Here is a 24,322-nt window from a genome sequence, read left to right on the forward strand (position 1 = left end):
CCGGCCCCGGTTTCGATGGCACATTGATATCCGAGTTTCTGAAGCTGGGTGGCGCTGTCCGGCGTCATCGCGACGCGCGTCTCGCCAGCGCGAATTTCTTTGGGAGAACCGATTTTCATAAGAAACCTTTGAATTGTGACACATCACGCCCAAACTGCAACATTCGGCGTCAATCCCCATAAGGGTCCCCGGACACGGCAGCGTCGCGTCCGGTTATCAGGCATGTCCCGATTTTTGCTTTATGACTGGCGCGGGATAGCGACGCCGGGAAAGGGGTTGGTGCTTAACCAGACGTACTCGTACCGTCGCTCCAGGAAACGCCATTTGCCATCGGCTTTAACAACGACATCATGGTATAGGCCGAGGTTGTTATAGAAATGATCAGCAGGCCCCGATGCCATTTCCCAGACAGGCGACCGGATCGTCGCCCGATCTCCTTTCACGTCGAGCACACCATGAGTGACAAGTTGGGTGAAAAAAATCAGCCCGTCACGCAGGAAATGCAGATGACTGAGGATGGAATCGATTCCTTCGCATTTTGCTTCGAAAGGCTGCCCGATAAGCCACCTCCCCTCCGCCATCCAGGTTTCTGTGAACTGTTCGATATCACCGCGGATGCATGCGTCGGAAAAGCGGGCAACCAGGTCCCTGATAGCGAGTTCGTCAGCAATATCGGCGGTCCCGTGGTTGTTGTGAGGCGCGCTCATTCAGTTCACGCCGCCTTTCCCTGGGATGCAATGTTGTCGAGGGTCGACAAATGCTCTGGCAACAAAACCAACGCTCCGGCAGCAAAATTCTCCCTGAGGTGCTGGACTGACGACGTACCTGCGATCACCAGAATATTGGGCGCGCGCTGCAGAAGCCATGCAAGAGCGACCTGTTTCTCTGTCGCGCCGAGTGACGACGCTACTTGGGAAAGTGATGCTGACTGAACCGGCGTAAACCCGCCCAGAGGGAAGAAGGGGACGTAAGCTACGCCCTGGCGGCTCAACTCATTGATAAAATCATCGTCACTTCTATGCACGAGATTGTACTGGTTCTGGACGCAGACGATGGATGTGACAGAACGTGCTTCTTCGAACTGGACCGGGGAGACGTTGCTGAGGCCAATGTGTTTGATCAGGCCTTTTGACTGCAGTCCGGCCAAAACCGACAATGGCTCGCTGATCGAACCTTCTGCTGGACCTGTAGCGCCTCCGACCCTCAGGTTTACCAGATCCAGAACGTCCACGCCAAGGGTCTCCAGGTTTTGATAGACCGCTCCCTCGAGCGCATCTCTGCTCAGATCGGGGAACCACGAGCCATCATTACCTCTCTCGAACCCCACTTTTGTAGCGATGAAGAGATCTTCGGGATAGGGGAACAGGGCCTCCCGGATCAGTTCATTGGCCACTCGGGGGCCATAGAACTCGGCCGTATCGATGTGGTTGGCGCCGAGGTTCACCGCCTCCCGCAAAACGGCAAGTGCAGCGTCTCTGTCACGCGGCGGACCCCACACATGAGGACCGGGCAGTTGCATGGTGCCATAGCCAAGCCGCGACAGTTGGATAGAAGTGCCAGGCAGGTTAAATCTGGAATGTTGCATCAATTTTCCTTTCGTTTCGATTGTAACATGGCGGTCGCATCTTCAGCGTTCGAACCGAATGCGGTTATTCTGGTATTCAGGTTAGCCACCCGGCCACGGGGCACATGGCCTCTTTGTGGTGGAAGGTAGTGGCTGCGAATGGGAGCCGGTTGCGATGTGCAGCGCCGGCGCCGGCGCCATCAGGCAAGATTCTTGAGACCAGGTCGCGGCGCGTCGGATATCTCATTGAAGGACGACAACGACCTGGGTGCGTGCGGAAGCCTGATGTCAAAGCAATTGCCGTCAAATCCTGTGGCTATAGCAACGTCCTGCGGGTTGAGTGAAGCCGCTTCCACATGGATCAGCACGTCGCCGGGACCAACGACCGGAAGAGGGACTTCGTCAAGTCGCGGCTCGTTTTTAAAGTCGTTGATCCTGATCGCTCTCACTGCAGCCCCCCCCAATATGCACCCGGTGCAATTAGGCATAGTGCACCCGGTGCAAATTTACAAGAGGATTCTTTCGTGCGATAAACTCCCTCAATCCAAGAGGTGAGATCAGACATGGGACTTCGCGAAACAAAACGCCGTGAAAGGCATGAAAAGATTATGGAAACCGGTCTTCGGCTTTTCACGGAGCGCGGATACGCCGCAACAACCCTTGATGCCATAGCCGACGAATCCGGAATCGCACGCAGGACGTTCTTTCATTATTTTCGATCCAAGGAAGAGATCATTCTGGCCTGGCAAGGTATGGTGCCGGATGAACTTGGAAACGAGATCAGGGGGCTCGGCACGGCCGTCTCCCCCTTTGAGACAGTTGAAACCGCGCTGTCCTCGCTCGCACGAAAGATGAAACCCGAAACGGCCATCATGATCGGTCGGATCGTGATGTCGGAGGAGCAACTGATCGCGGGCAATCAGGCCAAATTCATCGAAATGGAACGCGCGGCATTCGATGCTTTGTCTGCGCTTTGGCCGGACGCGGCCCGCGCCGTCGGGTTGAGGTACGTCGCTTTGACGGCAGTCGGCGCGATGCGCCTTTCCTTTGACGCGTGGGTTGACGAAGAATGTGAGAAACCCCTGAATTGGTACCTCGCCGAAAGATTTGCCGCTTTAAGATCTGAACTTCAGGTGAATTGAGTATGATGGCAATGCGGGCCGGCATCAGGGTAATAATCTCGCGGAGGCTCCAGACGGCGCATTCCGGTTATTGCCTGCGCAGGGACATGACCGGGGTTTGCCAAATCCATTGCGGTCTGCTGTCGAAAGTGAAAAGCCGACGTGTTGCTGCGTGTCGGGCACGAAAGGTTCGTTTCCCAGCGGAGATGAACGTTGAGAGCGGGTATCGGGCCACTGATCCCACCTCCCGGTTTTCATACCGGTGAGTTACCGAAACGTCGTCTCCGACACTAAGCTGTTTACATCGGCGCGTGCCCCTCTGCCGGCAGCGGCTCGTCTGGCCGAAGATGGGGGGTCTGTCCGGATGCCCGATCTTAACTACTTTGCTAGCTGATGACGCAAAATCGGACTACAAAAGTCGTTGCCGATATTCTGTATCGTTCGCCGAAGCGAGTAGCTGATAAATCTCTCATCCAATCCAGCTCAGGACCGCTCGTAGGATTAACGATTTGCAGCAATGGACAGCTCGAATGCGGTTTTGCCGCAGCCGGATACCACCGATCGCATTTTGAATGCCTTATATTGCCTCTGGCGGCAACGTGAAAACGTGGTACCTTTATTTAGGACCGAGTGCAAAAATAGGCTTTGACTGAATCTGGGAGGGTTCACGATGGAGATATTTTCGAAGCGGGACGGGCCGCGTCGGGAGGACGCGGAGATCCGACGTTTGATAGAACGGAACCGCGGAGTCATTACAAAACTCGCGGATCAAATCAGCGGCGGCCGTTACTCGGAATCAAAAAAACCAACGACAGCCCCGCAACCGGAAGGTCTCATCATCCATATAGGGGGCGCGGCACCGGTTCACGCGGTGGAACCGAAGATCCGGGTCACGACCAACGGCCGCGTAATCGCCGTCGATGTCGGCACCGGGCGGCAGTTGCAACATTTCGGGGATATTCGCGACCGCAATGGTATGAAGGTTTTTGCTTTGGCGACAAAGGCCAATGGTTTTATTGCACCGCTCGACGACGCAATGACGGACGCGCTGTCGGATGTGAACGGTGTTCTGGTAGGACCCGCCTATGGCACCGCGGACTTGGCGGCTGACATCGGCCGGCGGCTCGACATTCCTCCCGAGACCTGAGGCGTGGCGCACGCCTTCGTCTTCTGCGCCATTTTGGCGTAAAGTTCCCCCGAATGTGGAATGTGAACAGCCGTATGAGCCGAGAGATGTACACGCCACGACCTTCAGCAAAATCCCGCCCTCAGGCGGCTGGCCGGTCTTTGGCTGGTGATGCGATGTTGGCGTCCTCCTATGACGAGCGTGTCACGATGCGCGCTTGGGAATCGCTTGTGGGGGGCAGCAGCCATCCGAGCCGGTCTTCGCTGCCGGTGCGCTCGACAATCAACGACTCCTGGCAGCGGTGTGCCAAGGGCGGTATCGACGCACAGCGCAACGAGGCGCCCATTGAGACTGACAAAGATGCGATAGAAGCCCTTGCAAGGAGCAGGCAGGAGCTGCTGGTCGCCGCAGCCCGCCCCTTCGGCGCGATCGGCAGGCTGCTGGGCGGCACGGGCGCCATGCTCATGCTTGCAGACAGCGACGGCGTCCTGATCGACGTCATTGGCGATGAGAAGACAATCTTCGACGGGATGGACATTCATCTCGGGGTTGGCGGCAAATGGACCGAAGACGTCGTCGGAACCAACGGTATCGGGACGGCCCTTTGGACTGGCGAGCCGGTGTTCGTCCACGCTGCCGAACATTTTTGCGCCGGCATAAAGGCCTGGACTTGCGCTGGCGCGCCGATCCACGATCCTTACGATGGTAAGGTCATCGGGGTTGTCGATTTGTCGGGTTCCCCCGATATTTTCCGGCCGCACAATATCGCACTGGTCACGGCCGCCGCGCGGGAAATCGAGCAGGCGCTCGCGGATTCGCAGAATGAAGAACGGACGCAGTTGCTCGAAGCCTTCATCGCATCGGCGAGCCGGTATCGTTCGAACGATGGCGTGATGATCATAGATCGCCATGGCCGCGCCATCTACAGCAGTAATGTGCCGGACGCGGAAAGAAAGCGGTTTGGGGAGTTGGCTCGTAGAGGTTCAGGGCACTGTCGATTGCCGGAGCTGAGCAGCACCGGTTATCTCGACAGCCTTGCGAGCACGCTGCCCGATGACATGCAATCCTGCCATATTTGCCCGCTCGAATTGGATGGCGACGTCCGCGGCGCGGCATTTGTTTTTCCCAAGACCGACAGTGGGAGAACGGTGCAGATTGGCAACAAGCCTGCATCCCAGCGGTTGAAGGATGAACGTGCGCTGATCGTTGGGCAAAGTGAAGCCCTGCGCGCGGCCGTCGATATCGCCTGCAAGATCGGCGAAACGAACGATGTCACATCGGTCCTTATCGAAGGAGAAACGGGGGTCGGAAAGGAACTCTTTGCTCGGCTCATCCACACCGCCAGCCGCAAATCGGGAAACAGCCCCTTCATCGCGCTTAACTGCGGCGCGGTCACCAAGGAGCTGTTCGGCAGCGAGCTGTTCGGCCATGTCGGCGGCGCGTTCACGGGAGCCTCCCGGGAGGGCAAGCCCGGCTTGTTCGAACTCGCGAGCGGCGGCGTGCTTAGCCTCGATGAAATCGGCGAGATGCCTCTGGACATGCAGCCCTTCTTGCTGCGCGTGCTAGAAGAGCGGGCGGTCAAACGGCTGGGCGAAAGTCGGCTACGGCCTGTCGATGTAAGGCTAGTCGCCTCGACAAACCGCGATCTCAAGATCGAAGTCGCAAACGGCCGTTTCCGCAAGGATCTTTTCTATCGGATCAGCACGGTGTCCATCTGCGTTCCGCCGCTCCGGGAGCGAGGCAGCGACAGCCTGCTGCTGATCGAACACTTCAACCACAAACTGGCTGAGCGCAGGGGAAGTCTGCCGCTGCAATTCTCGAATCAAGCGCTGGACGCCCTCCTCGCCTATCCCTGGCCGGGAAATGTGCGCGAGCTGCGCAACCTTGTTGAACGGCTTCAACTGCTCTCAAACACGGGGCACATAGAGCTTGAAGATCTTCCTGCCGATATAACCTCATCCCCCAAGCTCTCTGCAGCCCCTGATATCGAAGGTGCAGTGGACACTGAGGTCTTGAGTTTTGAGGATGCCGAGCGCCAAGCTCTCCAAAGCGCCTTAAGGGCCGAACAGGGCAATCTCAGCAAGGTTGCTCAAAGGCTAGGTGTCTCGCGGCCGACGCTCTACCGGAAACTAGATCAATTCGGGATCAGAAGGAGGTTCATGTAACACTGCGGGGCTTTGAGGTGGGAGGTGATCGGTTCGCAAAGGAGGCCCCATCATTTTGTCTAATCCTCGTTGCGTTCGCGGGAGCCGCTTTATCTGCTCCAAAGCGTGATTCCACCTGCATTCTCAAACTGTGGATGACCACGAACTACCTGAAACGGCCATGCCGCTGCAAAACTTCAATGCGATAGCCGTCGGGATCGGTGACGAAGAAGAAGCGGGCCAACAGGTAACCGTCCCTGTTGAAATCGACAATCTTGCCGACTTCGATTTCGGCATCCCTAAGCCGGCTGTGTTCCGCCTCAATGTCTGCGACCGACACCGCGATATGACCATATCCATCACCAAGGACATACGGGTCGGTTCTGCCCTTGTTGATCGTTAGTTCCAGTTCAAAGTTGTCCTCAGCATTGCTCAAATAGACGAGCGTGAACGTCTCAAAATCCAACCGATCCGCGACGTCGAAGCCGAAAACCTTTCCGTAAAAATCGACGGATCGGACTTCGTCGAGCACGCGGATCATTGAATGAATCATTCTTGCCAATTCGGCCTCCGTTGGTTTCCATGAACAGGCGCCTAATGTCGGTGCCCTTACTGAAGCAATGAATGGGCGCGATTCATCTGACTATTCAGCCATCTCCGCGAGCCTGCGGTTTCGCCCGCTTGCAGCCGAAGCTGCGGATGGGCGAAACCCAATCAGTCAAACGAGATCGAAGCGATCGACGTTCATGACCTTGTTCCAGGCGGCAACGAAGTCGTTGACGAACTTCTCCTCGGCGTCGGCCTGGCCGTAGGCTTCGGCGAAGGCGCGCAGCTGCGAGTGCGAGCCGAAGACCAGGTCGATGCGGGTGCCGGTCCACTTAGGCGCACCCGTCTTGCGGTCGCGGCCTTCATAGACGCCGTCCTTGCCGGCGGTCGGAACCCACTGCGTGGCCATGTCGAGCAGGTTGACGAAGAAGTCGTTCGTCAGCGTCTCGGGACGGGCGGTGAAGACGCCGTGTTCCGGCTGGCCGGCCTTGAGGACACGCAGGCCGCCGACGAGGACGGTCATCTCAGGTCCGGTCAGGGTCAGCAGCTGGGCACGGTCGACGAGCGCTTCTTCCGGCTTCATGAACTGCAGGCGCTTGCCGTTCACATAATTGCGGAAGCCGTCGATGCGCGGTTCTAGCGCTGCGAAGGAATGCGCGTCCGTCTGGGCTTCGGAAGCATCCATGCGGCCCGGCGTGAAGGGCACGCTGACGGCATTGCCGCCGGCGGCCGCCGCCTTTTCAACGCCGGCTGCACCCGCGAGCACGATCAGGTCGGCGAGCGAGATCTTCTTCGCCCCGGTCTGGGCGGCGTTGAAGCCCTTCTGGATGCCTTCAAGAACGGCGAGGACTTTGGCGAGCTGGGCCGGCTGGTTGACCTCCCAATCCTTCTGCGGAGCAAGGCGAATGCGGGCGCCATTGGCGCCGCCGCGCTTGTCGGAGCCGCGGAAGGTCGATGCCGAAGCCCAGGCGGTCGAGACCAGTTCCTGCACGGAAAGGCCGCTGGCGAGAACCTTTGCCTTGAGGTCGGCAATGTCCTTGTCGTCGACGAGCGGATGGTCGACGGCCGGGATCACGTCCTGCCAGATCAGGTCTTCGGCCGGAACTTCCGGGCCGAGGTAGCGCACCTTCGGTCCCATGTCGCGGTGGGTCAGCTTGAACCAGGCGCGGGCGAAAGCGTCGGCGAACTCAGCCGGATTTTCGAGGAACCGGCGCGAGATCTTCTCGTAGATCGGATCGAAGCGCAGCGCGAGGTCGCTCGTCAGCATGGTCGGCAGGTGCTTCTTCGAAGCGTCATAGGCATCCGGAATGGAGGCTTCGGCGTTCTTGGCCTGCCACTGCTTGGCGCCGGCCGGGCTCGTCGTCAGCTCCCATTCGAAAGCGAAGAGGTTTTCGAAGAAGTAGTTGCTCCACTTGGTCGGCGTCTGCGACCAGGTGACTTCGAGGCCGGCGGTGATGGCGTCCTTGCCGACGCCGGTGCCGAACGAGCTCTTCCAGCCGAGGCCCTGGTCCTCGATCGCGCCGCCTTCCGGCTCGACGCCGACCAGGGACGGATCGCCGGCGCCATGCGTCTTGCCGAAGGTGTGGCCGCCGGCGATCAGCGCGACGGTCTCTTCGTCGTTCATCGCCATGCGGGCGAAGGTTTCGCGGATGTCGCGGGCCGAAGACAGCGGATCGGAATTGCCGTTCGGGCCTTCCGGGTTGACGTAGATGAGGCCCATCTGCACGGCGCCGAGCGGTTCTGCGAGCTCACGTTCGCCGCTGTAGCGCTCGTCGCCGAGCCAGGTGCCTTCGGGACCCCAGTAGAGTTCTTCCGGCTCCCAGACGTCGGCGCGGCCGCCGGCGAAGCCGAAGGTCTTGAAGCCCATGGATTCCAGCGCGACGTTGCCGGTGAGGATCATAAGGTCGGCCCAGGAGATCCGGTTGCCGTATTTCTGCTTGATCGGCCAGAGCAGCCGGCGAGCCTTGTCGAGATTGGCATTGTCGGGCCAGCTGTTCAGCGGCGCGAAACGCTGCTGTCCCTGGCCGGCGCCACCGCGCCCGTCGGTGATGCGGTAGGTGCCGGCGCTGTGCCAGGCCATGCGGATGAAGAGACCGCCGTAATGGCCGAAGTCGGCCGGCCACCAGTCCTGCGAATCCGTCATGAGCGCGGTAAGATCCTGCTTCAGCGCGTCGAGATCGAGCTTCTTGAACTCTTCGGCATAGTCGAAGTCCTTGCCCATTGGGTCGGAAAGACCGGAATGATGGTGAAGCATCTGCAAGTCGAGTTGATCCGGCCACCAGTCACGATTCCGTTGACCCGAAGTTGCCGAATGATTGACGGGGCATTTGCCTGCTTTGTCTACCTTTGCGTCCATCTAAATGACCTTTAGTGTTTGCGGATTTCTCACTTGAAGCGCCTGATGCTTCGCCGGTGTCTTTTTGACGGCTCGACTAGGAGCGACCTAGTTTCTCCGCGCCGCCACCAAGCGCAGGACCCGCGGTTGGGTCGGCCTCGTCTTCGGCGAGATCGCCAATTAGCGTCTCGGTCGTCAGAATGAGCTTGGCCACCGACGCCGCATTGCGAAGCGCGGTATACGTTACCCGGACCGGATCGATGATGCCGGCGTCGATCATGTTCTGATAGGTACCAGTTGAGGCATTGTAGCCGTGCCCGCTATTCACACGAGTCACTTCTGCAATGATAGCTTCCGGGTCCGCGCCGGCATTAGTTGCAATGCGCCAAAGCGGCCGCGTGAGGATTGATTTGACGAGGCGCACACCCTCCGCAACATCGCCGCTCGTCTGCTTGAGCAGTTCATCCAGCGCTGGCGCGGTCTGCGCCAGCGCCGAGCCACCACCGGCGACGACGCCCTCCTCCGCCGCGGCACGCACCGCATGCAGCGAATCCTCGAGGAGCTGGATCGTGCGCTTCTGTTCGACTGGTGTTACACCGCCAGCATAGAGCACCGCCGTGCCACCGGAGAGCTTCGCCAGCCGCTCCCGCAGCTTGTCTTGTTCGATATTGGGCGGGGCTGCCTCGAACTGGCGCTGGACCTGTGCCCGGCGCGCGATGATGGCAGCATGGTCGCCGCCGCCGCGGACGATGGAGGTGTGGCCCGCGCTCGTGCGTACACGTTCCGCCGAACCGAGATCCTCGACGGTAACATCCTCGATGCGCCCGCCGAGATCACGCGCGATCACGTGACCGCCAGTCAGGATCGCGAGATCCTCCATCATCGCTTTGCGCCAATGACCATATTCCGGCGGATGCACGACGAGATATTTGCCGGGACCGTTCTTGCCGAGCAGTGTCACCACCACTTCCGGCGCCATCTCCTCGGCGATGATCAGCAGTGGTCGACCAGCCTTGTCGGCAACGTTACGGGCGGCGTCGAGCAAAGAGGGTTCCTTGATCTTCAGATCGGTCATGAGAATAAGGGGCTGCTCGAGTACCGCTTCCATCCTCTCCTGATCAGTAACCATATGATGAGAGAGGTAACCTCGATCGAAGGACATGCCCTCCACAACGTCGAGCGTCGTCTCTGTGGTGACGCTGAAATCCGTGGTGATGACGCCTTCCGTTCCGACCCGCTCATAGGCCTCCGCGACCAATGCGCCGAGCTTGGGATCTGTCGCAGCAATATTGGCGACGGCCGCAAGGGCACCATTGCCCTTTGCTGGCTTCGACTTGGCTTTCAGCGCCTCTACGACCTTGTCGACCGCCAGGTCGATACCTCTGCAGAGATCGACGGACTTCGCGCCGCGCTCGTTGGCTTCAATCCCCCTTTGCACCAGAGCATTGGCCAGCACGATCGCTGTCGTCGTTCCATCGCCCGCGACTTCATTGGTCTGCATCGAAACCTCGCGGACTACCTGAGCGCCCATGTTTTCGAAGCGATCTGACAGCTCGATCTCGGACGCGATGCTGACGCCGTCACGGGTCACCATGGGCGTGCCGATGGGCCGGTCGATCATGGCATTCATGCCTCTCGGGCCAAGCGTCGGCTCGACCGCGGCCGCAAGGCGGCCGACGCCGCGCGCCAGCGCCCGGCGAGCATCAGAATTGTGTAACATGAGTTTGGGCATGACTCCTCCTTCCGCCTGACGGGCGGCTTGTTGGTTGGGGCCTCTTTCGGGGAAGGCCGTTTTTCAGTTACTCGTCGAAGGCGCGCAGGTTTCTCGGACAGGAACACGGTTCATGATGAAGTCGACCAGCGTCGGCTCACCATCGACCATTTCCACTTCCTTGTAGCGTGCATGCTTCAGTCCACGGCACAATGCGCCGTTGAACTCCATGTTGATCCGGACACTTCGAAGATCGGCGAGATGTGCGGGTAATGTCTCCGCCGTGATCCGCGCGCCGTCGTAGTCCAGGATTACAGGATCGCACAAATTCAGGATCGGCCATCGCAAGAACAGAGCGTCTCGATAACGAAGCTTCCGCTTCATTGCCTCCTCACTTCCAAAGTCGATTGCATCGAAAGCGGCGAGCGTCACGTCCGCGATCTCGCAATCGGTCATTCCGCTGCTGCGAAGATCGAGGATGACCGCTTCCTGGCGGCGCTTAAAAGCTTTCAGCCGAAACTTTTCCCGCACATCTTCGAGATCAATGTTTTCCGCCAATTCATCGAAAATCTCTGCAAAGGTTTTCCCCTCTGCAATTCCCTTGTTCACCTCGTCAGCGAACATGTGATCGTGGAGAGTAATACGAAAGGGCGGCGCCCATGACAGCCTCTCCAATGCCGTCCTGACATCCTCCAGCATCAGGAAAGCAAAATTTGGAGAACACCAGTATGTCGGTAGTCGAAAGTCGATTTCGACCCGACCGTCAGCTCCGATCTGCGCCTTTTCGATGAAGCCCATTTCGGTGACCGGCTCGTCCAATTCGGGATCGTTGACGCCTCCGAGACGCCGCCAGAGTTCCCTCTGGCGGCTTTCTAACACAGTGGCGGAGATCATGTTCCTCACTCCGCAGCGACGCTGAGCGGCGAGGCCGCCAGCGCCGTTTTCGTCGCCGCGATGTCAATGTCGTAAAGACGCGCAGCGTTCAGGCCAAGGATCTTTTCCTTGATCTCTGGTGTCAACTGCACGCCACGACCAGCAACTACATCCTCTGACAACTCAAGAGCCCATAGCCTTTCAACCAGCCAGCGCGGCGTCCAGATTCCGTAGTCCGATCCAAACAGGATCTTATCCGGGCCGATCCAGAACAAAAGTTCAGTTAAGATTTCGGCAAAGTGGCGAGGCCGGTTGTAAATAAGCGGCAACGCCACCGCCAGGCCGCCGTAGACGTTGGCTTCCTGTGTCGCGATCCAGGTAAAGTCATCCAGCCGCGGCAAACCGCAATGCTCGATGATCCAATTCAAATTCTGGAAATCCGTGGCGGCGTAGTCGACATCGCTCACGTCGAACGCGTCCTTGCTCAGGGGGAGGATCGTCGGGCCCTTATGAACGTGGATGTTCTTAATCCCCAGCTTCTCACAAAGCTCGAAGCAGCGGTAAGCGTCGGGATCGGTCAACTTCCAGCCTTTCGAGGCTCCGTTCCACTCGGCCGTGTACATCTTCACGCCCTTGATGTCATAAGTTTCCTTCATCCAGTGGATATATTCCAGCGCTTTTTCACCGTCGCGCGGGTCGAACGAGCCGTTGACAATGAAGCGGTCCGGATAGCGCTTGGCCATCTCGGCGTTGCGCTCGATCGTATTGAAACCGTTCTTGTAGAAATCCTTGAGGTAAGTCGACTGAACGATGGCGACGTCATCTGGGCCATCAATAAAGAGGTCCTTGTAGAGGTCGTCCGCGCTGTACTTCTCAAATTTCTCTTTCGGCCAATGCAGTTCTTTCGGGCTAAAGCCCGTATGATAGGCGTAGAAACAGTCTATGAACTGCTTACCGTGGATGTTGCGCTGGTTCTCGGGACTGCCGTCCCAGAAATGGACGTGACCGTCGACGACGAAGATTTCCTTGCCTTCCGGTGTCTTGAACATTGTATCCTCCGATGCAAATGGTTGAGCGCTACGGCGCGCCGTTCCGTCGGCGCGCCAGCTTTTGGTGTCGTCAGATGTATTCGAAGACTTCGTCCATATCGCCGAACAGGATGACTTCGTTGTCATCGATGCGGACCATCCGCCCGTAATGGGTGGAAGTGTTGACCTCGAAGATTTCTGCGGTCATTTCCCGGCCGAGATATTCACTGATCTCGTCCATTCTGAAAATCAGCTTGCCGTTGCCGTCAATGCGGATCATCGCCGGCGCATAGGTAACGGTGACGCCGGGTTTCTTCCCCATGAACTCGGCGATGGCGCGGGCTTCAACCGAATCGTTCATGGTCACACCACACTGATGGGAAATAGTCTGTTCGAAGGTGATGTCCTTCATCGACTTGAAGATGTTGTCGTGTGATGCGTCGCGGGCTGTTGATGACATTTGAATTCTCCCTGTGTTAGCGCTTGAGGCCCAGTTCGCCGAGGATCTGGCCAACCCGCTCTTTCGATTGGGCGCGGACATCGGGAAACGAAACTGGCTTGGAATGCGGCATAGACCAGATCGGTTGGAGGCCTAGTGCGGCCTTGTCGGCTAGAGCGCCATGCTTGGCGACCCAACCCTGGAAAAGCTTGCGGTTTGCCGTCCCGTGCTTTTCATCGTTTGCGAGCAGGTAGATGAGATCAATCGTATTGGCGAGATTGCGCTCATAATCGGCCTCGGCTGCGGAGATCACCGGCGGGGTGATGAAATCATGGTTTGCCGCAGCCGCCTGCATCAGGAAGCCCGAACGAAACAGTTCACCGACCAACGGTTCGAAGATGATATTGATCGCGAAATACTGCTCGAGATAATCGGCGGTCCCCATAATTGTCTCGATGGCTTCGCGCGTCCCCTGCCAGATACTGTCCTCCAGCCAGTGCTTCTTGCCGAGCTCGTCATCCCAACCAGGAATGTCCATGCCAATTTCGGCGAGATAGAGCGTGATGTCCTGCGCAAGTCGGAGCTTGTAAGACGAGTTCGTCAGCGTGGCATTGTTGATCATCTGGGTGTAGCCATAACGCTGCGCCTGCATGAGCGAGGTACCAAGCCCGAATTCGGAATGCTTCCAGGCTCCGAGGTGAGCCTGAAGAACCTTGATCCACACCTTGTCGAATGTCTTCGGTGCGCCAGCGCGACGGGCATTGGTAATCACGCTCTGTACCATCGTTTCGATCTTGGATTGACGCTGGTAGTGCGTGCGCTCCCACTCCTGATCTGGCGCTCGGAATGCGTGCCAATTGGAGCTCTGCGCTGCAGTGTTATCCTTTACGTAGGCACCCTTTCCGTTGGCAAAGGAGATGATCCAGTTCTGGATCAGGTAGCGCTCTGGATCCGGCTGAACATCGACGGTCACATCCTCATAATGGGTGGCGCGCTGTCCCTTTGGATCGAAATAGCGGTATTTTCGGCTGTCGGAATCGGCGAAGATTGCCGCCCCGGCCGCACCTGAACCCACTGAACTCGATAATGCTGGCATAGGTCTCACTCCCTAGTTGCAGTTGCATTGTTGCTATCCAGTCTTCGTCCAGCCTCAATGGCTCGGAGTTCCTCCCCCGGACGAAGTCGTGAATTTGTCGAAGAAAATGCGCTCGCTTTCGAAGCCATTCATGAACAGAACCGGCTGCAAAGCGTCGATCATGGGCGGCGGGCCGCAGGCATAGACATCGCCTTCGCCGTCGACCCCGAGTTCCTTCAGTTTGGCGTCGACCGCTTCGTGAACAAAGCCGCGCGCGCCCGTCCAGCTGCTGTTGTCGCCGGCATGCGAGAGGACCGGAATGAAGGTTACGTCAGGATGGCGTGCGACCAGTTCCTCGATGCGATGGAGATGGAACAGATCCTCCGGCGTACGGGCGCCGTAGAAGAAATAGACCGGGCGGGATTCGCCGCTCAGCACATGATCGTTCAGGATCGACCAGACCGGCGACATGCCAGAGCCGGCACCAACGAGAACTAGCGGTCCTTCTCGTCCTTCCCTTCGGAAACAGGTTCCGTAAGGTCCAACGACGGTAACGTCTGCTCCGAGACGGATTCCGCCTGAGTCAAGTTCTCCGGAGAATTTTCCCTCGGGGTATTTTTTGATGATGAAGGACAGCTTTTGGGTTTCGCTCGGCGTATTTGCCATGGAGAACGAGCGTGTAATCGTCTCCCCTTTTTCCGTGGTGACCGTGATGTCGACATATTGCCCCGCCCAGAACTTCATCGGGGAACCCAATTCGATCTCAATTCCTCTGATATCGTGAGTGAGCTTCTCAAAGTTTGAAATGCGACCATCGAAGGTCTTCACTGCAATCGATTTCGAAAGCACTTCCTCGTCATAGTTGAGAAGCTCAACCTCCATGTCCGAATAGGCCAGGGAACGGCACAGCAGTATGTGGCCGGAATCCTTTTCCATGTCGTTCAAAGCGAAGGTTGAATATTTGAGCATGTCGACTTCGCCGTCGAGAAGCACACATTTGCAGGCTGAACATTGTCCCTCCTTACAACCGTGAGGCAATGCAATTCCTTGGCGAAACGCTGCATTGAGCACCGTTTCACCATTCTCGACTTCGAATTCAACCCCGACAGGCGCGAGACGCACCGTGTGAGCCTGCTGATGTCGCTTTTGAGCTTCAGCCATTTTTCAATCTCCCAATTCCGCGCGCTTCCTTTGAATGGAAACGGCCTCTTCCCGGAATGGCGCGGAGACCGAGACCGATCCCCGCGCCTCTAAGCCTCAATTGAACGGCGTGATGGTGAAGCCAGTGCGATACTCGGCCAGGTGCTGCTCGCGATCTGCCGGGGACATTTCGCGCAGAAGCGTCAACGGAGATTGCAGCGTATAGCCGCGCACGTCGTCGAGCGTCCACATGTCCTTGCCGTCGAACCGAAGATGTGGCTGTGGAACAAGTGTCTTGCCGTCGGAACGGACGAAGTTCAGGTCCTTGATCGCATCGGCAAGATCCCAGCCATGATAGAGCGTCTCCCACTCGCGCTTGCCGCTGAAGCGGCCCATCGCGGGCGTCGGGCGACCCTGGTACTCGTCAGCAAAGGCCTCGACGGCCGTCCAGCGGTCGAGCTCGTGGGCGAAGGTATGAAGCTGGCCGTCGATCTCGTCGACGACGATGTCCTCGCGGATCAGGCATGGAACGAGGCAGCTCCAGCAGCGATGCGGATAGACATAGCCGACGTCCTCGTTGAACGTGATGATCTTCTCGCCGCGGTGGCTGAGCTTGTCATACCACTTCCAGAAGTCGCCGAACTGGGCATACCAGCCCGGATACTTCTGTTCGAACCATTCAAAATCGGCTTCGCGCTGGGCTTCGATGCGCCAGAAATTGACCGGCCAGCCGACCGCAAAGAATTGCGCGACCTTGTGGACGTAATGTTTCTTGGTAATGCGGTTCCAGGCTTCATGAACGTCGTCATGGTGCACCTTGATGCCGTATTTTTCGAGCGGCAGCATGTAGGTGCGATAATAGTCCTCGAAGATCCAGCGATGCCACATCTCCGCATAAGACTCCTTGTTCTTATCGCGGTTGGTCGTGCCGTATTCGATGAAGGTGCCGATGGCGGCATCGACGATCGCATGGTTCTGCCAGAAGGCGTAACGGAGGTCGCGCTCGAGCAAAAGATGGTTTTCAGGCTCTTTGAGAGCTGCCATCAGCAACGAGTGGCCGTTGCCGATATGCCGGCTCTCGTCAGATTGCACCGAGAGGAAGACCGTCGGCAGGGCGTAATCGCCGTTACGCGCAGCTTCGGACGGCATTGCCACGAAGAGCGTATTGGTAAAGGCGGTTTCAGCGACGACGGTCAGATACATACATGCTGACGTCATGACGTCACCGGTGATGAAGCCCTCACCGAACTGGCGGCCGATCGTCGTGGCATAGCACTTTCCAAATGCTTCTTCGGTGATATCGAAGCCGGCCGGATCGATATAGTTCTCCATGTACCATTTCTTGAGATTCATCTGGATCGTCGAGTGCCGGAACTCGTCGACCATCTGCATTGTGAAGCCGGTGCGCAGATCTTCGCCGGGAGCGATGCGGGCGACCATCGCCATGGAGCGCGCCGCGGAAATTTCCGGGAAAGGTATGATTGCCAGGAAGAGCTTCATCCACTCGACCCAGCGTGGCTCGACATTGCGGAACATGTCGCCGCGTAGCGCCGCATCGAGAGCGCCATAGACGCGGTTATCCTTTTCCTCCTGCATCGGGAAATAAGAGCGAAGCACCTGCTTCATCGGATCGCGCGGCGCCTTGCTAATCTTGTAGTCCGTCGGAAACGTCATCGCTTCCTGGACATAAGTTGGGTTCCAACCTAGGTCGGAAATCTTCTTCGTCGCTTCGCCGACGGATATGCCGCGCTGCGAAGTAATCTTGTTGAGCGTCAAAGACGACATCGTCATTAGCCTCCACTGTGTTTGAACCGGGAGCCTCCCGGCGCCGGCTGGAAACGGCGCCATAAGCACCGCGAGCGAAAGTCGAAACGGTACGGCGAAAGCCAGCGCCTTGGCGCGGCCAGGGACCGACCATTCAAGTAGATACGGCAAAGGTTTCAGGGAGAATTGCCCAGTCCTCCAAGCAAGGACTGCCGCAAGCGTTCCCGGTACTCCTTCGTTCTTCTGGCGTCGCTTCAAGCGCGATGGCTTCTTGTGAAATAGAACCTGCAAGGCCCGTGCCAGTTTCGAAATGCCTGAAAATCAATATCTCGGAGCCGCCTAAGAATAAAAGTTGTAACGATATTTTACATTTGTAAAATACAAGGTGTAACATCATTTGTACTTAGCATCCGCAGCAAAGTTTGATTTCAACGCAATAAAAACAATGTTGGACACAGTTTTAATATTTGCCTATATAAACGACGTCATTTCGATTCCGGAAGACAGACATGGCAGACGACGATCATCCGACAGAAGGATTGAGTACCGAAGAGGATGTCAGCACGACGCTCGCGCGGCTCATGCAGCGAGACCTTATTTTCGCGATGCGCTTTGTCGGCGAGAGCCAGCATCTGATGCAAAGCCACTTCCAGCGGTTCATTCTCCGGGAATTGGCCATGGTCGGCGTGACACCCGAAACCCATCCGATGATTCATGCCTTTGCTGAAAAGCACGCGCTCATGCTGCGGGAATTTGTCTTCTCCGGTGTCTCGCTTTCCCGGCAATTCCGCGTCGAGGAGATGGAGCAGTTGACCGGTGACACTTTGATCCGCGTCGATGTCTGGGATCATTTGCGCGGCCATGTTTCGATGGCGGAACAGCAATTCAGAACACAGCTTCCGGACCTTCCAACTGTTCTGGAGGCCTGGAAGGCACCCGATGCCGGCAATGGCGATCGCCGCTGAACACGTCGCCATACTCAGGAGGTTTTCGATGTCCGCTCTCGATTTCATGCGCCGCCGGGTCGACCTCGTCGGCACCGTCTCAGTGCTGACCGCAAAGGCTTTGCAGCTCACCCAGGCGGTCTCCGGAGCTGAAATGGAGATGCAACGCTTGTCACTCGAAATCGACCGCGATCCGGCGAACGAGCAACTGGTGCAGGAATTGCATAACCAGAAGCAGAGCGCTGCGGCGATCCGCAGGGAACAGGCCGATTGCGCGGAAGACATCGCGGCGGCGGAAAGGGACGTTGCCGCCCTGGATGTGTTGATTGCGGCCGCTAAGGGAGAATGAAATGAACCAGCAGACTATCCCCAACGTCACTCTCTTCAGTCTCCTGGCGCGCAATTGGGGGCGCCCGGCGCCGATTCGCCAACTCTGTTTCAACGGAGACGACACAGCCTTGGCGATCTGTTCCGCTGACGGCGCGGTCGCCCTTGCCCGCCTCGGCGACAACGAACCGCCGGAATCGCGCATCACGATTGACAACGGCCAAACGACGATCTCGCCCCGCCAAGGCAATCCCTCGCCGTTGATCAGCACGCGCATCCAGGAGGGCGATGGCCTATCTGCCTATCGGGGCGACAGCTTCCTCGTTTCGACTGCCAGCGGCGAACTTCTCCACCTCGCGCGCTCCGGCGAGATCGAGAGCAAGGTTCTGTCCGACCGGACGCCGATTGACGCCTTCGCCCACTACCCTGCGACTGACCTGACAGCGGTGGTCGTGAGAAGGCGGCTGCGGCTGCAATCGGGCGAACCACCCCCGTCCCGTGACGTCGAACTCGGCGACTTGGCTCCGCGGCTCGTGTCGATATCGGACGATGGCGCGCTAATCGTCCTTTCCGGCCGGGATCGATTGAGCGTCCGGCGCACCGCCGATGCTTCCAAGCCGCTGTGCGAGATTAGTCTTTCGTCACAGCCGCAGTCGCTGAAATGGAGTCCGGGCGGCCGCTGGCTCGGAATCGGGCAACAAACCGGGGGCCTCTGCGTGCTGGATGTGGAGAGCGGAGAGAGCATCGCATTCAGCGAATTTCCTGGACGGATCGGAGCCATCGACTGGAGTCCAGCGGCGAACACAGTCATTGCTTCCGGAGCCTATCGCATTGCTGGCTGGTCTATGGCGACGACGCTCGCCAAGGCACTCGCCACGGGACGCGCAGGCTTCGTCATGGTGGAAACCGTCGCGGCGCATCCGGTTAAGACACTGGTGGCCGCAGGCTACGCAAACGGTAGAATTGCGATCGCCGGCATAGGATCGCCTGATGAACTGACCATCCGGGATAGCGGCGGCGCCGTTACTGCGCTGCGGTGGTCGGCAAGTGGCCGCTATCTGGCGGCAGGCGATGCATTGGGCAACGCCGCCATCATCACCTTTCCCAACGAAATCTTCAAATAGCAGGAGGATCTCATGCAAGAAGAGCAACGCAGGACTGAAGACGCGAGCAAGGACGCCTTTTTCGAGAGAATTGCCAAACTATCGGAAGAGATGGTTGCCGCCCACGGGAAGGATTTCAGCATGGGCGCGCTGGTGCTTGGTGCACGCTGGATCGCCGAGGGCCGGGGCGATCCCGGCCGCAAGGCCAATTAAGCATCCCGCGACGCGGTGGAACGATCCGGCAAGACAGGGGCCGAGCGATGCTTTCCATTGCCCGGACCCGGCCTTCACCCCTGCTGTGCCGTTACGATTCCGCCACGGCGCTCCTCGTAATAGAGCAGACAAACGGTTCGCAGGACGGAAGCCAGGCTCGACATGCCGACCGACCGCTCCAGGGCTTCGGCATAAAGTTGCGCAATCAGCTTGGAGATAGAAAGGCCTTCGCTCTTCGCCATGCCTTCCAGAACCTGCCAGAACGCCATCTCGAGCCGGATACTGGTCGAATGCCCGGAAATCCGGACCGATCGGCTAACCTTCACGAATCTTTGCGAGCTTTGGTCTGTCAATACTCTGCACATCCTTTTTCCTTCCTTCGGCCCCTCTCGGCCATAAGCGCTCCCCGCCGTGCGTCCCGGCGGGGAGCAGAAGCTGCGCGACCGAACGGCATATTAAGGAATGAGCACCGCGCGTCCGTGGATCTTGCCGTCACGAAGGTCCTTAAGCGCTTGGTTGGCATCTGCGAGACGGTATTCCACAGTCGTCAGATCGACGAGCCCACGATCGGCGAGCGCCATCAGTTCAGTCAATTCCGCCCAGGTGCCGACGAGAATGCCGATGATGTTTTTTTCGGTGATGACCATGTCGACGGTCGGAACACGAATGTCTTCCCCGTAACCGACGACATAGTAGCTACCCATCGGCCGGGTCATCTTCAGGCCCTTCAGCGTTGTACCTTTCTCGCCGACGAAGTCGATAACGGCTTCAGCGCCCTGACCTCCCGTGAGCTCGAGAACGGCCTCGACTTCATTACCATCGGCCTTGACCAGCTTATCGGCCCCGATGTTGCCGGCAAGCGTGAGCGAAGCGTCCGAGATATCGACGACGATCACGTCGGCGGCACACATGGCCTTCAGGCACTGGATGCCGATATGACCGAGGCCGCCGGCGCCGATAACGACAACAGATTCACCGGGCAACAGGTGGCGGGTCGCCTTCTTGACGGCGCGGTAGGCTGTGAGGCCGGCATCGGCATAGGGAGCCACATCCTTGGGCGCCAGCGTCTTCGGCAGCGGCACGATGTTGCGTTCCGAGGTGCAGAGATATTCGGAATAGCCACCGTCGCAGTCGAGCCCTGGAAACTTTCCTGGGCCATGCATGTCGAAGCCGCGGCGGCATGCAAGGCAAGTGCCACCAGAGATTTTTGGATGCACGATCACCGGATCGCCGACCTTGATGCCTTCGACCTCTTTGCCGACAGCTTCAACCCAGCCGGCATTCTCATGCCCCATTATCAGCGGCAGAAGCGTGTTGCCGTTCGGATCCATGTGTGGCCGCCAGATGCCTTCGATAATATGCAGATCTGTGCGGCACACCCCGGCACCGCCGATCCGTACGATCACGTCAGTGGATTTCTTGATCGTTGGGTCGGGAACATCCTGAAGCGAGACCCATCGTCCCGTTCCCAGCTTTTCGTCATAATGCGTCAGAACTTGCGCTTTCATGCTGCTGTCTCCTGCTTCGCTGGGCCAATGGCCGTTACAGGGAATCATGCGCAAGTATCATGCCGTTTGGGGAACACAGGCAATTTCAATTAGATAATTGAAGAAAGCTGAAGAAAGGCCGTTCATCTTCTGAACGGAGTGAACAGAGGATCTGTCCAGTTTCTGTTCATTGCGCAGGTGCAATGGAAGCAGTTATCTTGTTCGAAGTTATGCATGGAGGAGGCGCATGCAACATCTATCAGGAATGGACCGCGCGCGCAAAGCGTTGGAGAAGGGCGAGCGTTTTCCCATTGGAATGCTGAATCCCGTCGTAGCAGAAAGCTGGCAGCGATGCCGGGATTTGAATCTCGATCCACGCGGCATGCCGCGGCACAACGTTGTTGCCTTCGTGAATGTGAAGCGGCGGCGCGAGGAGAACGCCGCAATGCGCCTGCTGGCGCTCGCCGAGATGCAACTCCTGCATTCTCAGATCGCCGGTTCGAATTTCATGATCGCGCTCGGCGATGCCAACGGCATCGTTTTAGATACGATCAGTGACCAGCATTTCGCAGAAAGCGAAGCCGGCCGCGCGATCATTCCGGGCAGCATCTGGAACGAAAGTGAGCGTGGGACCAATGCGCTAGGGCTGGCCGCCCTCGTCGAGAAGCCGGTGGCGATCTACGGGCGGGAACATTATTTTGCCTGCCATGGGCATCTCAGTTGCATGGCCTCGCCTATCTTCGGTTCCGACGGAAAGGTTCTTGGCCTGCTCGATGCCTCCTGCGCCCATGAAGCTCGGCAGGAACATACGCATGCCTTGGTCCGTATGGCTGCGGCCCAGATCGAAAACGGCCTCCTTTACCAGAGCCATTCCAAAAGCTTTGTCTTCGCATTCCATCCGCGCGTGGAATATCTCGACACGCTCTCCGCAGGTCTGGTTTCTGTCACGCTCGATGGCGAGATCGTTTCGATCAATCGTCCGGCCAAGACCTTGCTGGACGGTCTGCCTGCAAAGATTGGCAACCACTTCGACACGCTGTTCGAAGCCGGTTTCGGTCAAGCGGTCGACGGCCTGTTGAAGGGTGGTGCCATCCGGATCCGGGATAGGGCAGGCAGTGGCGTCTTCATGGTCTGCCGGCAGATCGGCCAGCACCACGCCCCGATGCGAAAGCAAACGTCACAAGCCATGCCGGCTCTGATCCGCAAGGAGAGAGCGCCGGACTTCGTGGCGCACGATCCGGCCATTAAACGATCGCTCGACGATATTGCCGAGGCGGCGACGCTCTGCATGCCGGTGCACATTACCGGTGAAACCGGCACCGGCAAGGAGCTGATGGCGCAGCATGTCCACAAGGTCAGCGCACGCAAGGGTGAGTTCGTCGCGCTCAATTGCGGCGCCGTGCCGGAAGAGCTGTTCATCGCGGAAATCTTCGGCCACGAGCGCGGCGCCTTCACCAATGCGCGCGCCGAAGGCTCTATCGGGTTGGCGCGCATGGCCGACCGCGGCACCCTTTTCCTCGACGAGGTCGCCGATATTCCGCTCGCAGCACAGACCTCGTTGCTTAGGTTTCTCGACAGCATGGAGATTCGCGCTGTCGGCGCGCAAAAGACGCAGAAGGTGGATATTCAGATCGTCTCGGCAACCAATCGCGACTTGGAAAGCATGGTGGCGCAAAGGCAGTTCCGGGCGGACCTTTATTTCCGTCTGAACGCTTTCTCCATCCGCTTACCGCCACTGCGCGGCCGGACCGACTTTGCAAGCATCGTGCGCCACCTCATGGAGAAGATCGCGCCCGGAACACCAGTGACTGATGCGGCCATCGCTACCCTCTCACAGCGAAGATGGCCCGGCAATATCCGGGAACTCAGGTCCGTCCTGCAGCGCGCCTTGGTGCGACGGTGTGCGGACTACGTCGATGAAAGCTGTTTCGACGAGGCCAAACTCAATCCCGACCTTGCTCGAGACTGCTGCGACGAATGTCGAGACAGGCCGCTCAGCCGCGCCAAGTGTGAGGAAATCCGGTCGGTCTATGAAAACACCGAGCAGAATATATCCCGCACTGCTCGGGAACTCGGGGTCTCAAGGACCACTGTCTACAAACACGTGGACCAATCGTTTCGAAAAAATCCCAGCATGTGAGCATCTTCCGCGAAGCCTGAGAAATATCGGCGGTAAGGCTGTGTGGGCTGTCACTGCCGCTTTCGAGGTGGATGCATCACCTCGGATGGCGGTATGACACTTTTTGGCGGCGGCCGAGCGGCGCCCTCATCTGGCTGAGAAGCGGCACCATCGAAAGCCCGACCGCGGTTATGGGCTGATGATCGATAGCGCGAGCGCCACATCCCGCCACAATCCGTGCATGCAATCGGCTCCCGAGGCCACCTGGTGGGAGCGAAATCTAAAGCGTTCTTCAGGGCTGCGGTTGGCCGAAATTCTATTCTGCAACTGTGGCAATGAAGCCGTCGAACTCGCCTAGCTTCCTCCGCCAAGCGTCGGCAGCGGCGTTCGAAAACACCCCTCCTGCGTACGCTGGCAGCACAGCATCTTGAAAAGATAAGAGATCGGCCTCTCTTAGATCAAGGGTGGTGAGCCTAAAGTCGCTACGATCCTTGGCACCTTCCATAAGCCCTCTAGCAAGCCTATCTGCAAAGCGATTGAGGCGAGTGCTACCGATGATCAGTACAAGCTTCAGCATTTTCTTTACCTTCTGCTTGCGGTCTTAACCATTGCCCACATCCGGCGCACTGCACCGGATGTGGAAACTGTCTTGCCGGTTTTTCTAGTCAGCCCTGATGCTCGCTCGCCTCGACTTGGATGACTAGATCGACCTCATCACCGATCATACCGAGCGCCGCCTTCATGCCGAAATCACTGCGCTTGACCTTCGTCGTTGCGCTGAAGCCGATATCGTGGCCCTTGCTCCAAGGGTTCTGGCCCTCTTTGTTGAACGTGACGTCCAACGTGGTGGACTTCGTGACGCCTGCGATCGTCAGATCGCCGATGATCTGTCCGGTGGTGTCGGTCACCTTCTTAAATTCCTTGCCGACGAAGGTGATGTCAGGGAATTCCGTGGCGTTGAACCAGTCGGCGCCCTGGATGTCGCCGTCGCGCTGCTTGTTATTCGTCGAGATCGACGCGACGGTCACCTTGACATCGAGACTACTGGCTTCCGGCTTCTTTGCGTCGAAATCGAACGCGCCGGAGAATTCCTGCGCCACGCCGATCACCTTCGCAAAGCCGAGGTGGTCGATGTAGAATGCGATCCCCGAATGGACCGGATCGATATCGAACTTGGTGGCCCATGCCGGCGACACCGCCCCGGCGAATGCCGCCATCGAAAGCAACATTGCTGCAAGTCTGGCTTTCATTTTTCATTCTCCT

General features: G+C 58.2%; 24 protein-coding genes. 8 read left to right on the plus strand and 16 right to left on the minus strand.

The annotated features are described in order from the left end of the window. From Q4Q11_RS17905 to Q4Q11_RS17915, 3 genes are all read right to left on the minus strand, one after another. A partial coding sequence (locus Q4Q11_RS17905; RefSeq protein WP_498570371.1) for a hypothetical protein occupies nt 1–119 on the minus strand: 119 nt, incomplete at its 3' end. Nucleotides 120–239: 120 nt separating this feature from the next. After that, on the minus strand, nt 240–707 hold the full coding sequence (locus Q4Q11_RS17910) for a nuclear transport factor 2 family protein (RefSeq protein ID WP_498570344.1): 468 nt from the start codon (nt 705–707) through the stop codon (nt 240–242). Between the two features lie 5 nt (nt 708–712). Beyond that, nucleotides 713–1,585 (minus strand): oxidoreductase, encoded by an 873-nt coding sequence (locus tag Q4Q11_RS17915; protein ID WP_498570345.1) that lies wholly within the window; start codon nt 1,583–1,585, stop codon nt 713–715. Nucleotides 1,586–2,127: 542 nt separating this feature from the next. On the opposite strand from Q4Q11_RS17915, the gene Q4Q11_RS17920 reads away from it, so the two are divergent. The 3 genes from Q4Q11_RS17920 to Q4Q11_RS17930 all read left to right on the plus strand — a co-directional run bounded on the left by Q4Q11_RS17920 (nt 2,128) and on the right by Q4Q11_RS17930 (nt 5,976). After that, nucleotides 2,128–2,706, plus strand: coding sequence for a TetR/AcrR family transcriptional regulator (locus Q4Q11_RS17920; protein ID WP_183940719.1), 579 nt, complete (start codon nt 2,128–2,130; stop codon nt 2,704–2,706). 649 nt (nt 2,707–3,355) lie between these two features. Continuing rightward, entirely contained in the window at nt 3,356–3,832 is a 477-nt protein-coding gene (locus Q4Q11_RS17925; protein WP_183940721.1) for a hypothetical protein, read from the plus strand. An 86-nt stretch (nt 3,833–3,918) separates the two neighbouring features. Continuing rightward, a complete protein-coding gene (locus Q4Q11_RS17930; protein WP_498570346.1) occupies nt 3,919–5,976 on the plus strand; it encodes a sigma-54-dependent Fis family transcriptional regulator in 2,058 nt (685 codons plus the stop codon). Between the two features lie 145 nt (nt 5,977–6,121). On the opposite strand, the gene Q4Q11_RS17935 is transcribed toward Q4Q11_RS17930, so the two are convergent. The 9 genes from Q4Q11_RS17935 to Q4Q11_RS17975 all read right to left on the minus strand — a co-directional run bounded on the left by Q4Q11_RS17935 (nt 6,122) and on the right by Q4Q11_RS17975 (nt 16,893). After that, nucleotides 6,122–6,517 carry a VOC family protein gene (locus Q4Q11_RS17935; RefSeq protein WP_498570347.1) on the minus strand — a complete coding sequence of 132 codons (396 nt, stop codon included), beginning with the start codon at nt 6,515–6,517 and terminating at the stop codon, nt 6,122–6,124. Nucleotides 6,518–6,673: 156 nt separating this feature from the next. Beyond that, a complete protein-coding gene (gene katG, locus Q4Q11_RS17940) occupies nt 6,674–8,857 on the minus strand; it encodes a catalase/peroxidase HPI (protein ID WP_498570348.1) in 2,184 nt (727 codons plus the stop codon). 76 nt (nt 8,858–8,933) lie between these two features. Continuing rightward, nucleotides 8,934–10,568 carry a molecular chaperone GroEL gene (locus Q4Q11_RS17945; protein ID WP_498570349.1) on the minus strand — a complete coding sequence of 545 codons (1,635 nt, stop codon included), beginning with the start codon at nt 10,566–10,568 and terminating at the stop codon, nt 8,934–8,936. A gap of 63 nt (nt 10,569–10,631) precedes the next feature. After that, complete coding sequence (locus tag Q4Q11_RS17950) at nt 10,632–11,441, minus strand: iron-sulfur cluster assembly protein (protein ID WP_498570350.1); 810 nt, start codon at nt 11,439–11,441, stop codon at nt 10,632–10,634. Nucleotides 11,442–11,446: 5 nt separating this feature from the next. Then, a complete protein-coding gene (locus tag Q4Q11_RS17955; protein WP_498570351.1) occupies nt 11,447–12,469 on the minus strand; it encodes an amidohydrolase family protein in 1,023 nt (340 codons plus the stop codon). Nucleotides 12,470–12,539: 70 nt separating this feature from the next. Further along, nucleotides 12,540–12,908, minus strand: a complete 369-nt coding sequence (locus Q4Q11_RS17960; RefSeq protein WP_498570352.1) for an MmoB/DmpM family protein — start codon at nt 12,906–12,908, stop codon at nt 12,540–12,542. A 16-nt stretch (nt 12,909–12,924) separates the two neighbouring features. Then, on the minus strand, nt 12,925–13,983 hold the full coding sequence (locus Q4Q11_RS17965) for an aromatic/alkene monooxygenase hydroxylase subunit beta (RefSeq protein ID WP_498570353.1): 1,059 nt from the start codon (nt 13,981–13,983) through the stop codon (nt 12,925–12,927). A 54-nt stretch (nt 13,984–14,037) separates the two neighbouring features. Further along, nucleotides 14,038–15,123 carry an NADH:ubiquinone reductase (Na(+)-transporting) subunit F gene (locus tag Q4Q11_RS17970; protein ID WP_498570354.1) on the minus strand — a complete coding sequence of 362 codons (1,086 nt, stop codon included), beginning with the start codon at nt 15,121–15,123 and terminating at the stop codon, nt 14,038–14,040. A 96-nt stretch (nt 15,124–15,219) separates the two neighbouring features. Then, the gene (locus tag Q4Q11_RS17975) at nt 15,220–16,893 is read right to left on the minus strand and encodes an aromatic/alkene/methane monooxygenase hydroxylase/oxygenase subunit alpha (protein ID WP_498570355.1); all 1,674 of its coding nucleotides are present in this window, start codon (nt 16,891–16,893) and stop codon (nt 15,220–15,222) included. Between the two features lie 482 nt (nt 16,894–17,375). Here Q4Q11_RS17975 and Q4Q11_RS17980 point away from each other — a divergent pair, with 482 nt between their 5' ends. From Q4Q11_RS17980 to Q4Q11_RS17995, 4 genes are read left to right on the plus strand one after another with little or no spacing between them, the layout of a single operon-like run. After that, the gene (locus tag Q4Q11_RS17980) at nt 17,376–17,831 is read left to right on the plus strand and encodes a hypothetical protein (RefSeq protein WP_183940741.1); all 456 of its coding nucleotides are present in this window, start codon (nt 17,376–17,378) and stop codon (nt 17,829–17,831) included. A gap of 28 nt (nt 17,832–17,859) precedes the next feature. Next, nucleotides 17,860–18,159 carry a hypothetical protein gene (locus Q4Q11_RS17985; protein ID WP_498570356.1) on the plus strand — a complete coding sequence of 100 codons (300 nt, stop codon included), beginning with the start codon at nt 17,860–17,862 and terminating at the stop codon, nt 18,157–18,159. A gap of 1 nt (nt 18,160) precedes the next feature. Continuing rightward, nucleotides 18,161–19,261, plus strand: a complete 1,101-nt coding sequence (locus tag Q4Q11_RS17990) for a WD40 repeat domain-containing protein (RefSeq protein ID WP_498570357.1) — start codon at nt 18,161–18,163, stop codon at nt 19,259–19,261. Between the two features lie 12 nt (nt 19,262–19,273). Further along, nucleotides 19,274–19,453 carry a hypothetical protein gene (locus tag Q4Q11_RS17995; RefSeq protein WP_498570358.1) on the plus strand — a complete coding sequence of 60 codons (180 nt, stop codon included), beginning with the start codon at nt 19,274–19,276 and terminating at the stop codon, nt 19,451–19,453. A 74-nt stretch (nt 19,454–19,527) separates the two neighbouring features. On the opposite strand, the gene Q4Q11_RS18000 is transcribed toward Q4Q11_RS17995, so the two are convergent. Further along, nucleotides 19,528–19,779: a ribbon-helix-helix domain-containing protein gene (locus Q4Q11_RS18000; protein WP_498570359.1), complete on the minus strand. Its 252-nt coding sequence runs from the start codon at nt 19,777–19,779 to the stop codon at nt 19,528–19,530. A 129-nt stretch (nt 19,780–19,908) separates the two neighbouring features. Beyond that, entirely contained in the window at nt 19,909–20,961 is a 1,053-nt protein-coding gene (locus Q4Q11_RS18005) for an NAD(P)-dependent alcohol dehydrogenase (protein ID WP_498570360.1), read from the minus strand. Between the two features lie 226 nt (nt 20,962–21,187). Between Q4Q11_RS18005 and Q4Q11_RS18010 the strand changes: the two genes are divergently transcribed. Next, nucleotides 21,188–23,080 (plus strand): sigma-54-dependent Fis family transcriptional regulator, encoded by a 1,893-nt coding sequence (locus Q4Q11_RS18010; protein WP_498570361.1) that lies wholly within the window; start codon nt 21,188–21,190, stop codon nt 23,078–23,080. A 295-nt stretch (nt 23,081–23,375) separates the two neighbouring features. Here Q4Q11_RS18010 and Q4Q11_RS18015 read toward each other — a convergent pair whose 3' ends face one another. Together Q4Q11_RS18015 and Q4Q11_RS18020 are read right to left on the minus strand one after the other, a co-directional pair. Beyond that, the gene (locus tag Q4Q11_RS18015; RefSeq protein WP_498570362.1) at nt 23,376–23,636 is read right to left on the minus strand and encodes an NADPH-dependent FMN reductase; all 261 of its coding nucleotides are present in this window, start codon (nt 23,634–23,636) and stop codon (nt 23,376–23,378) included. 88 nt (nt 23,637–23,724) lie between these two features. Then, nucleotides 23,725–24,309, minus strand: a complete 585-nt coding sequence (locus Q4Q11_RS18020) for a YceI family protein (RefSeq protein WP_498570363.1) — start codon at nt 24,307–24,309, stop codon at nt 23,725–23,727. Nucleotides 24,310–24,322: the final 13 nt, after the last annotated feature.

Source organism: Rhizobium sp. UFLA01-1127 (genome assembly GCF_059803845.1).

Coding starts and splice junctions, on each gene's coding strand:
- Q4Q11_RS17965 (WP_498570353.1), bottom strand. CDS start 13,983: ATGCCAGCATTATCGAGTTCAGTGGGTTCAGGTGCGGCCGGGGCGGCA.
- Q4Q11_RS17960 (WP_498570352.1), bottom strand. CDS start 12,908: ATGTCATCAACAGCCCGCGACGCATCACACGACAACATCTTCAAGTCG.
- Q4Q11_RS18010 (WP_498570361.1), top strand. CDS start 21,188: ATGCAACATCTATCAGGAATGGACCGCGCGCGCAAAGCGTTGGAGAAG.
- Q4Q11_RS17945 (WP_498570349.1), bottom strand. CDS start 10,568: ATGCCCAAACTCATGTTACACAATTCTGATGCTCGCCGGGCGCTGGCG.
- Q4Q11_RS17970 (WP_498570354.1), bottom strand. CDS start 15,123: ATGGCTGAAGCTCAAAAGCGACATCAGCAGGCTCACACGGTGCGTCTC.
- Q4Q11_RS17910 (WP_498570344.1), bottom strand. CDS start 707: ATGAGCGCGCCTCACAACAACCACGGGACCGCCGATATTGCTGACGAA.
- Q4Q11_RS17975 (WP_498570355.1), bottom strand. CDS start 16,893: ATGACGATGTCGTCTTTGACGCTCAACAAGATTACTTCGCAGCGCGGC.
- katG (WP_498570348.1), bottom strand. CDS start 8,857: ATGGACGCAAAGGTAGACAAAGCAGGCAAATGCCCCGTCAATCATTCG.
- Q4Q11_RS18015 (WP_498570362.1), bottom strand. CDS start 23,636: ATGCTGAAGCTTGTACTGATCATCGGTAGCACTCGCCTCAATCGCTTT.
- Q4Q11_RS17990 (WP_498570357.1), top strand. CDS start 18,161: ATGAACCAGCAGACTATCCCCAACGTCACTCTCTTCAGTCTCCTGGCG.
- Q4Q11_RS18005 (WP_498570360.1), bottom strand. CDS start 20,961: ATGAAAGCGCAAGTTCTGACGCATTATGACGAAAAGCTGGGAACGGGA.
- Q4Q11_RS17980 (WP_183940741.1), top strand. CDS start 17,376: ATGGCAGACGACGATCATCCGACAGAAGGATTGAGTACCGAAGAGGAT.
- Q4Q11_RS17985 (WP_498570356.1), top strand. CDS start 17,860: ATGTCCGCTCTCGATTTCATGCGCCGCCGGGTCGACCTCGTCGGCACC.
- Q4Q11_RS17930 (WP_498570346.1), top strand. CDS start 3,919: ATGTACACGCCACGACCTTCAGCAAAATCCCGCCCTCAGGCGGCTGGC.
- Q4Q11_RS17920 (WP_183940719.1), top strand. CDS start 2,128: ATGGGACTTCGCGAAACAAAACGCCGTGAAAGGCATGAAAAGATTATG.
- Q4Q11_RS18020 (WP_498570363.1), bottom strand. CDS start 24,309: ATGAAAGCCAGACTTGCAGCAATGTTGCTTTCGATGGCGGCATTCGCC.
- Q4Q11_RS17955 (WP_498570351.1), bottom strand. CDS start 12,469: ATGTTCAAGACACCGGAAGGCAAGGAAATCTTCGTCGTCGACGGTCAC.
- Q4Q11_RS17915 (WP_498570345.1), bottom strand. CDS start 1,585: ATGCAACATTCCAGATTTAACCTGCCTGGCACTTCTATCCAACTGTCG.
- Q4Q11_RS17950 (WP_498570350.1), bottom strand. CDS start 11,441: ATGATCTCCGCCACTGTGTTAGAAAGCCGCCAGAGGGAACTCTGGCGG.
- Q4Q11_RS17995 (WP_498570358.1), top strand. CDS start 19,274: ATGCAAGAAGAGCAACGCAGGACTGAAGACGCGAGCAAGGACGCCTTT.
- Q4Q11_RS17925 (WP_183940721.1), top strand. CDS start 3,356: ATGGAGATATTTTCGAAGCGGGACGGGCCGCGTCGGGAGGACGCGGAG.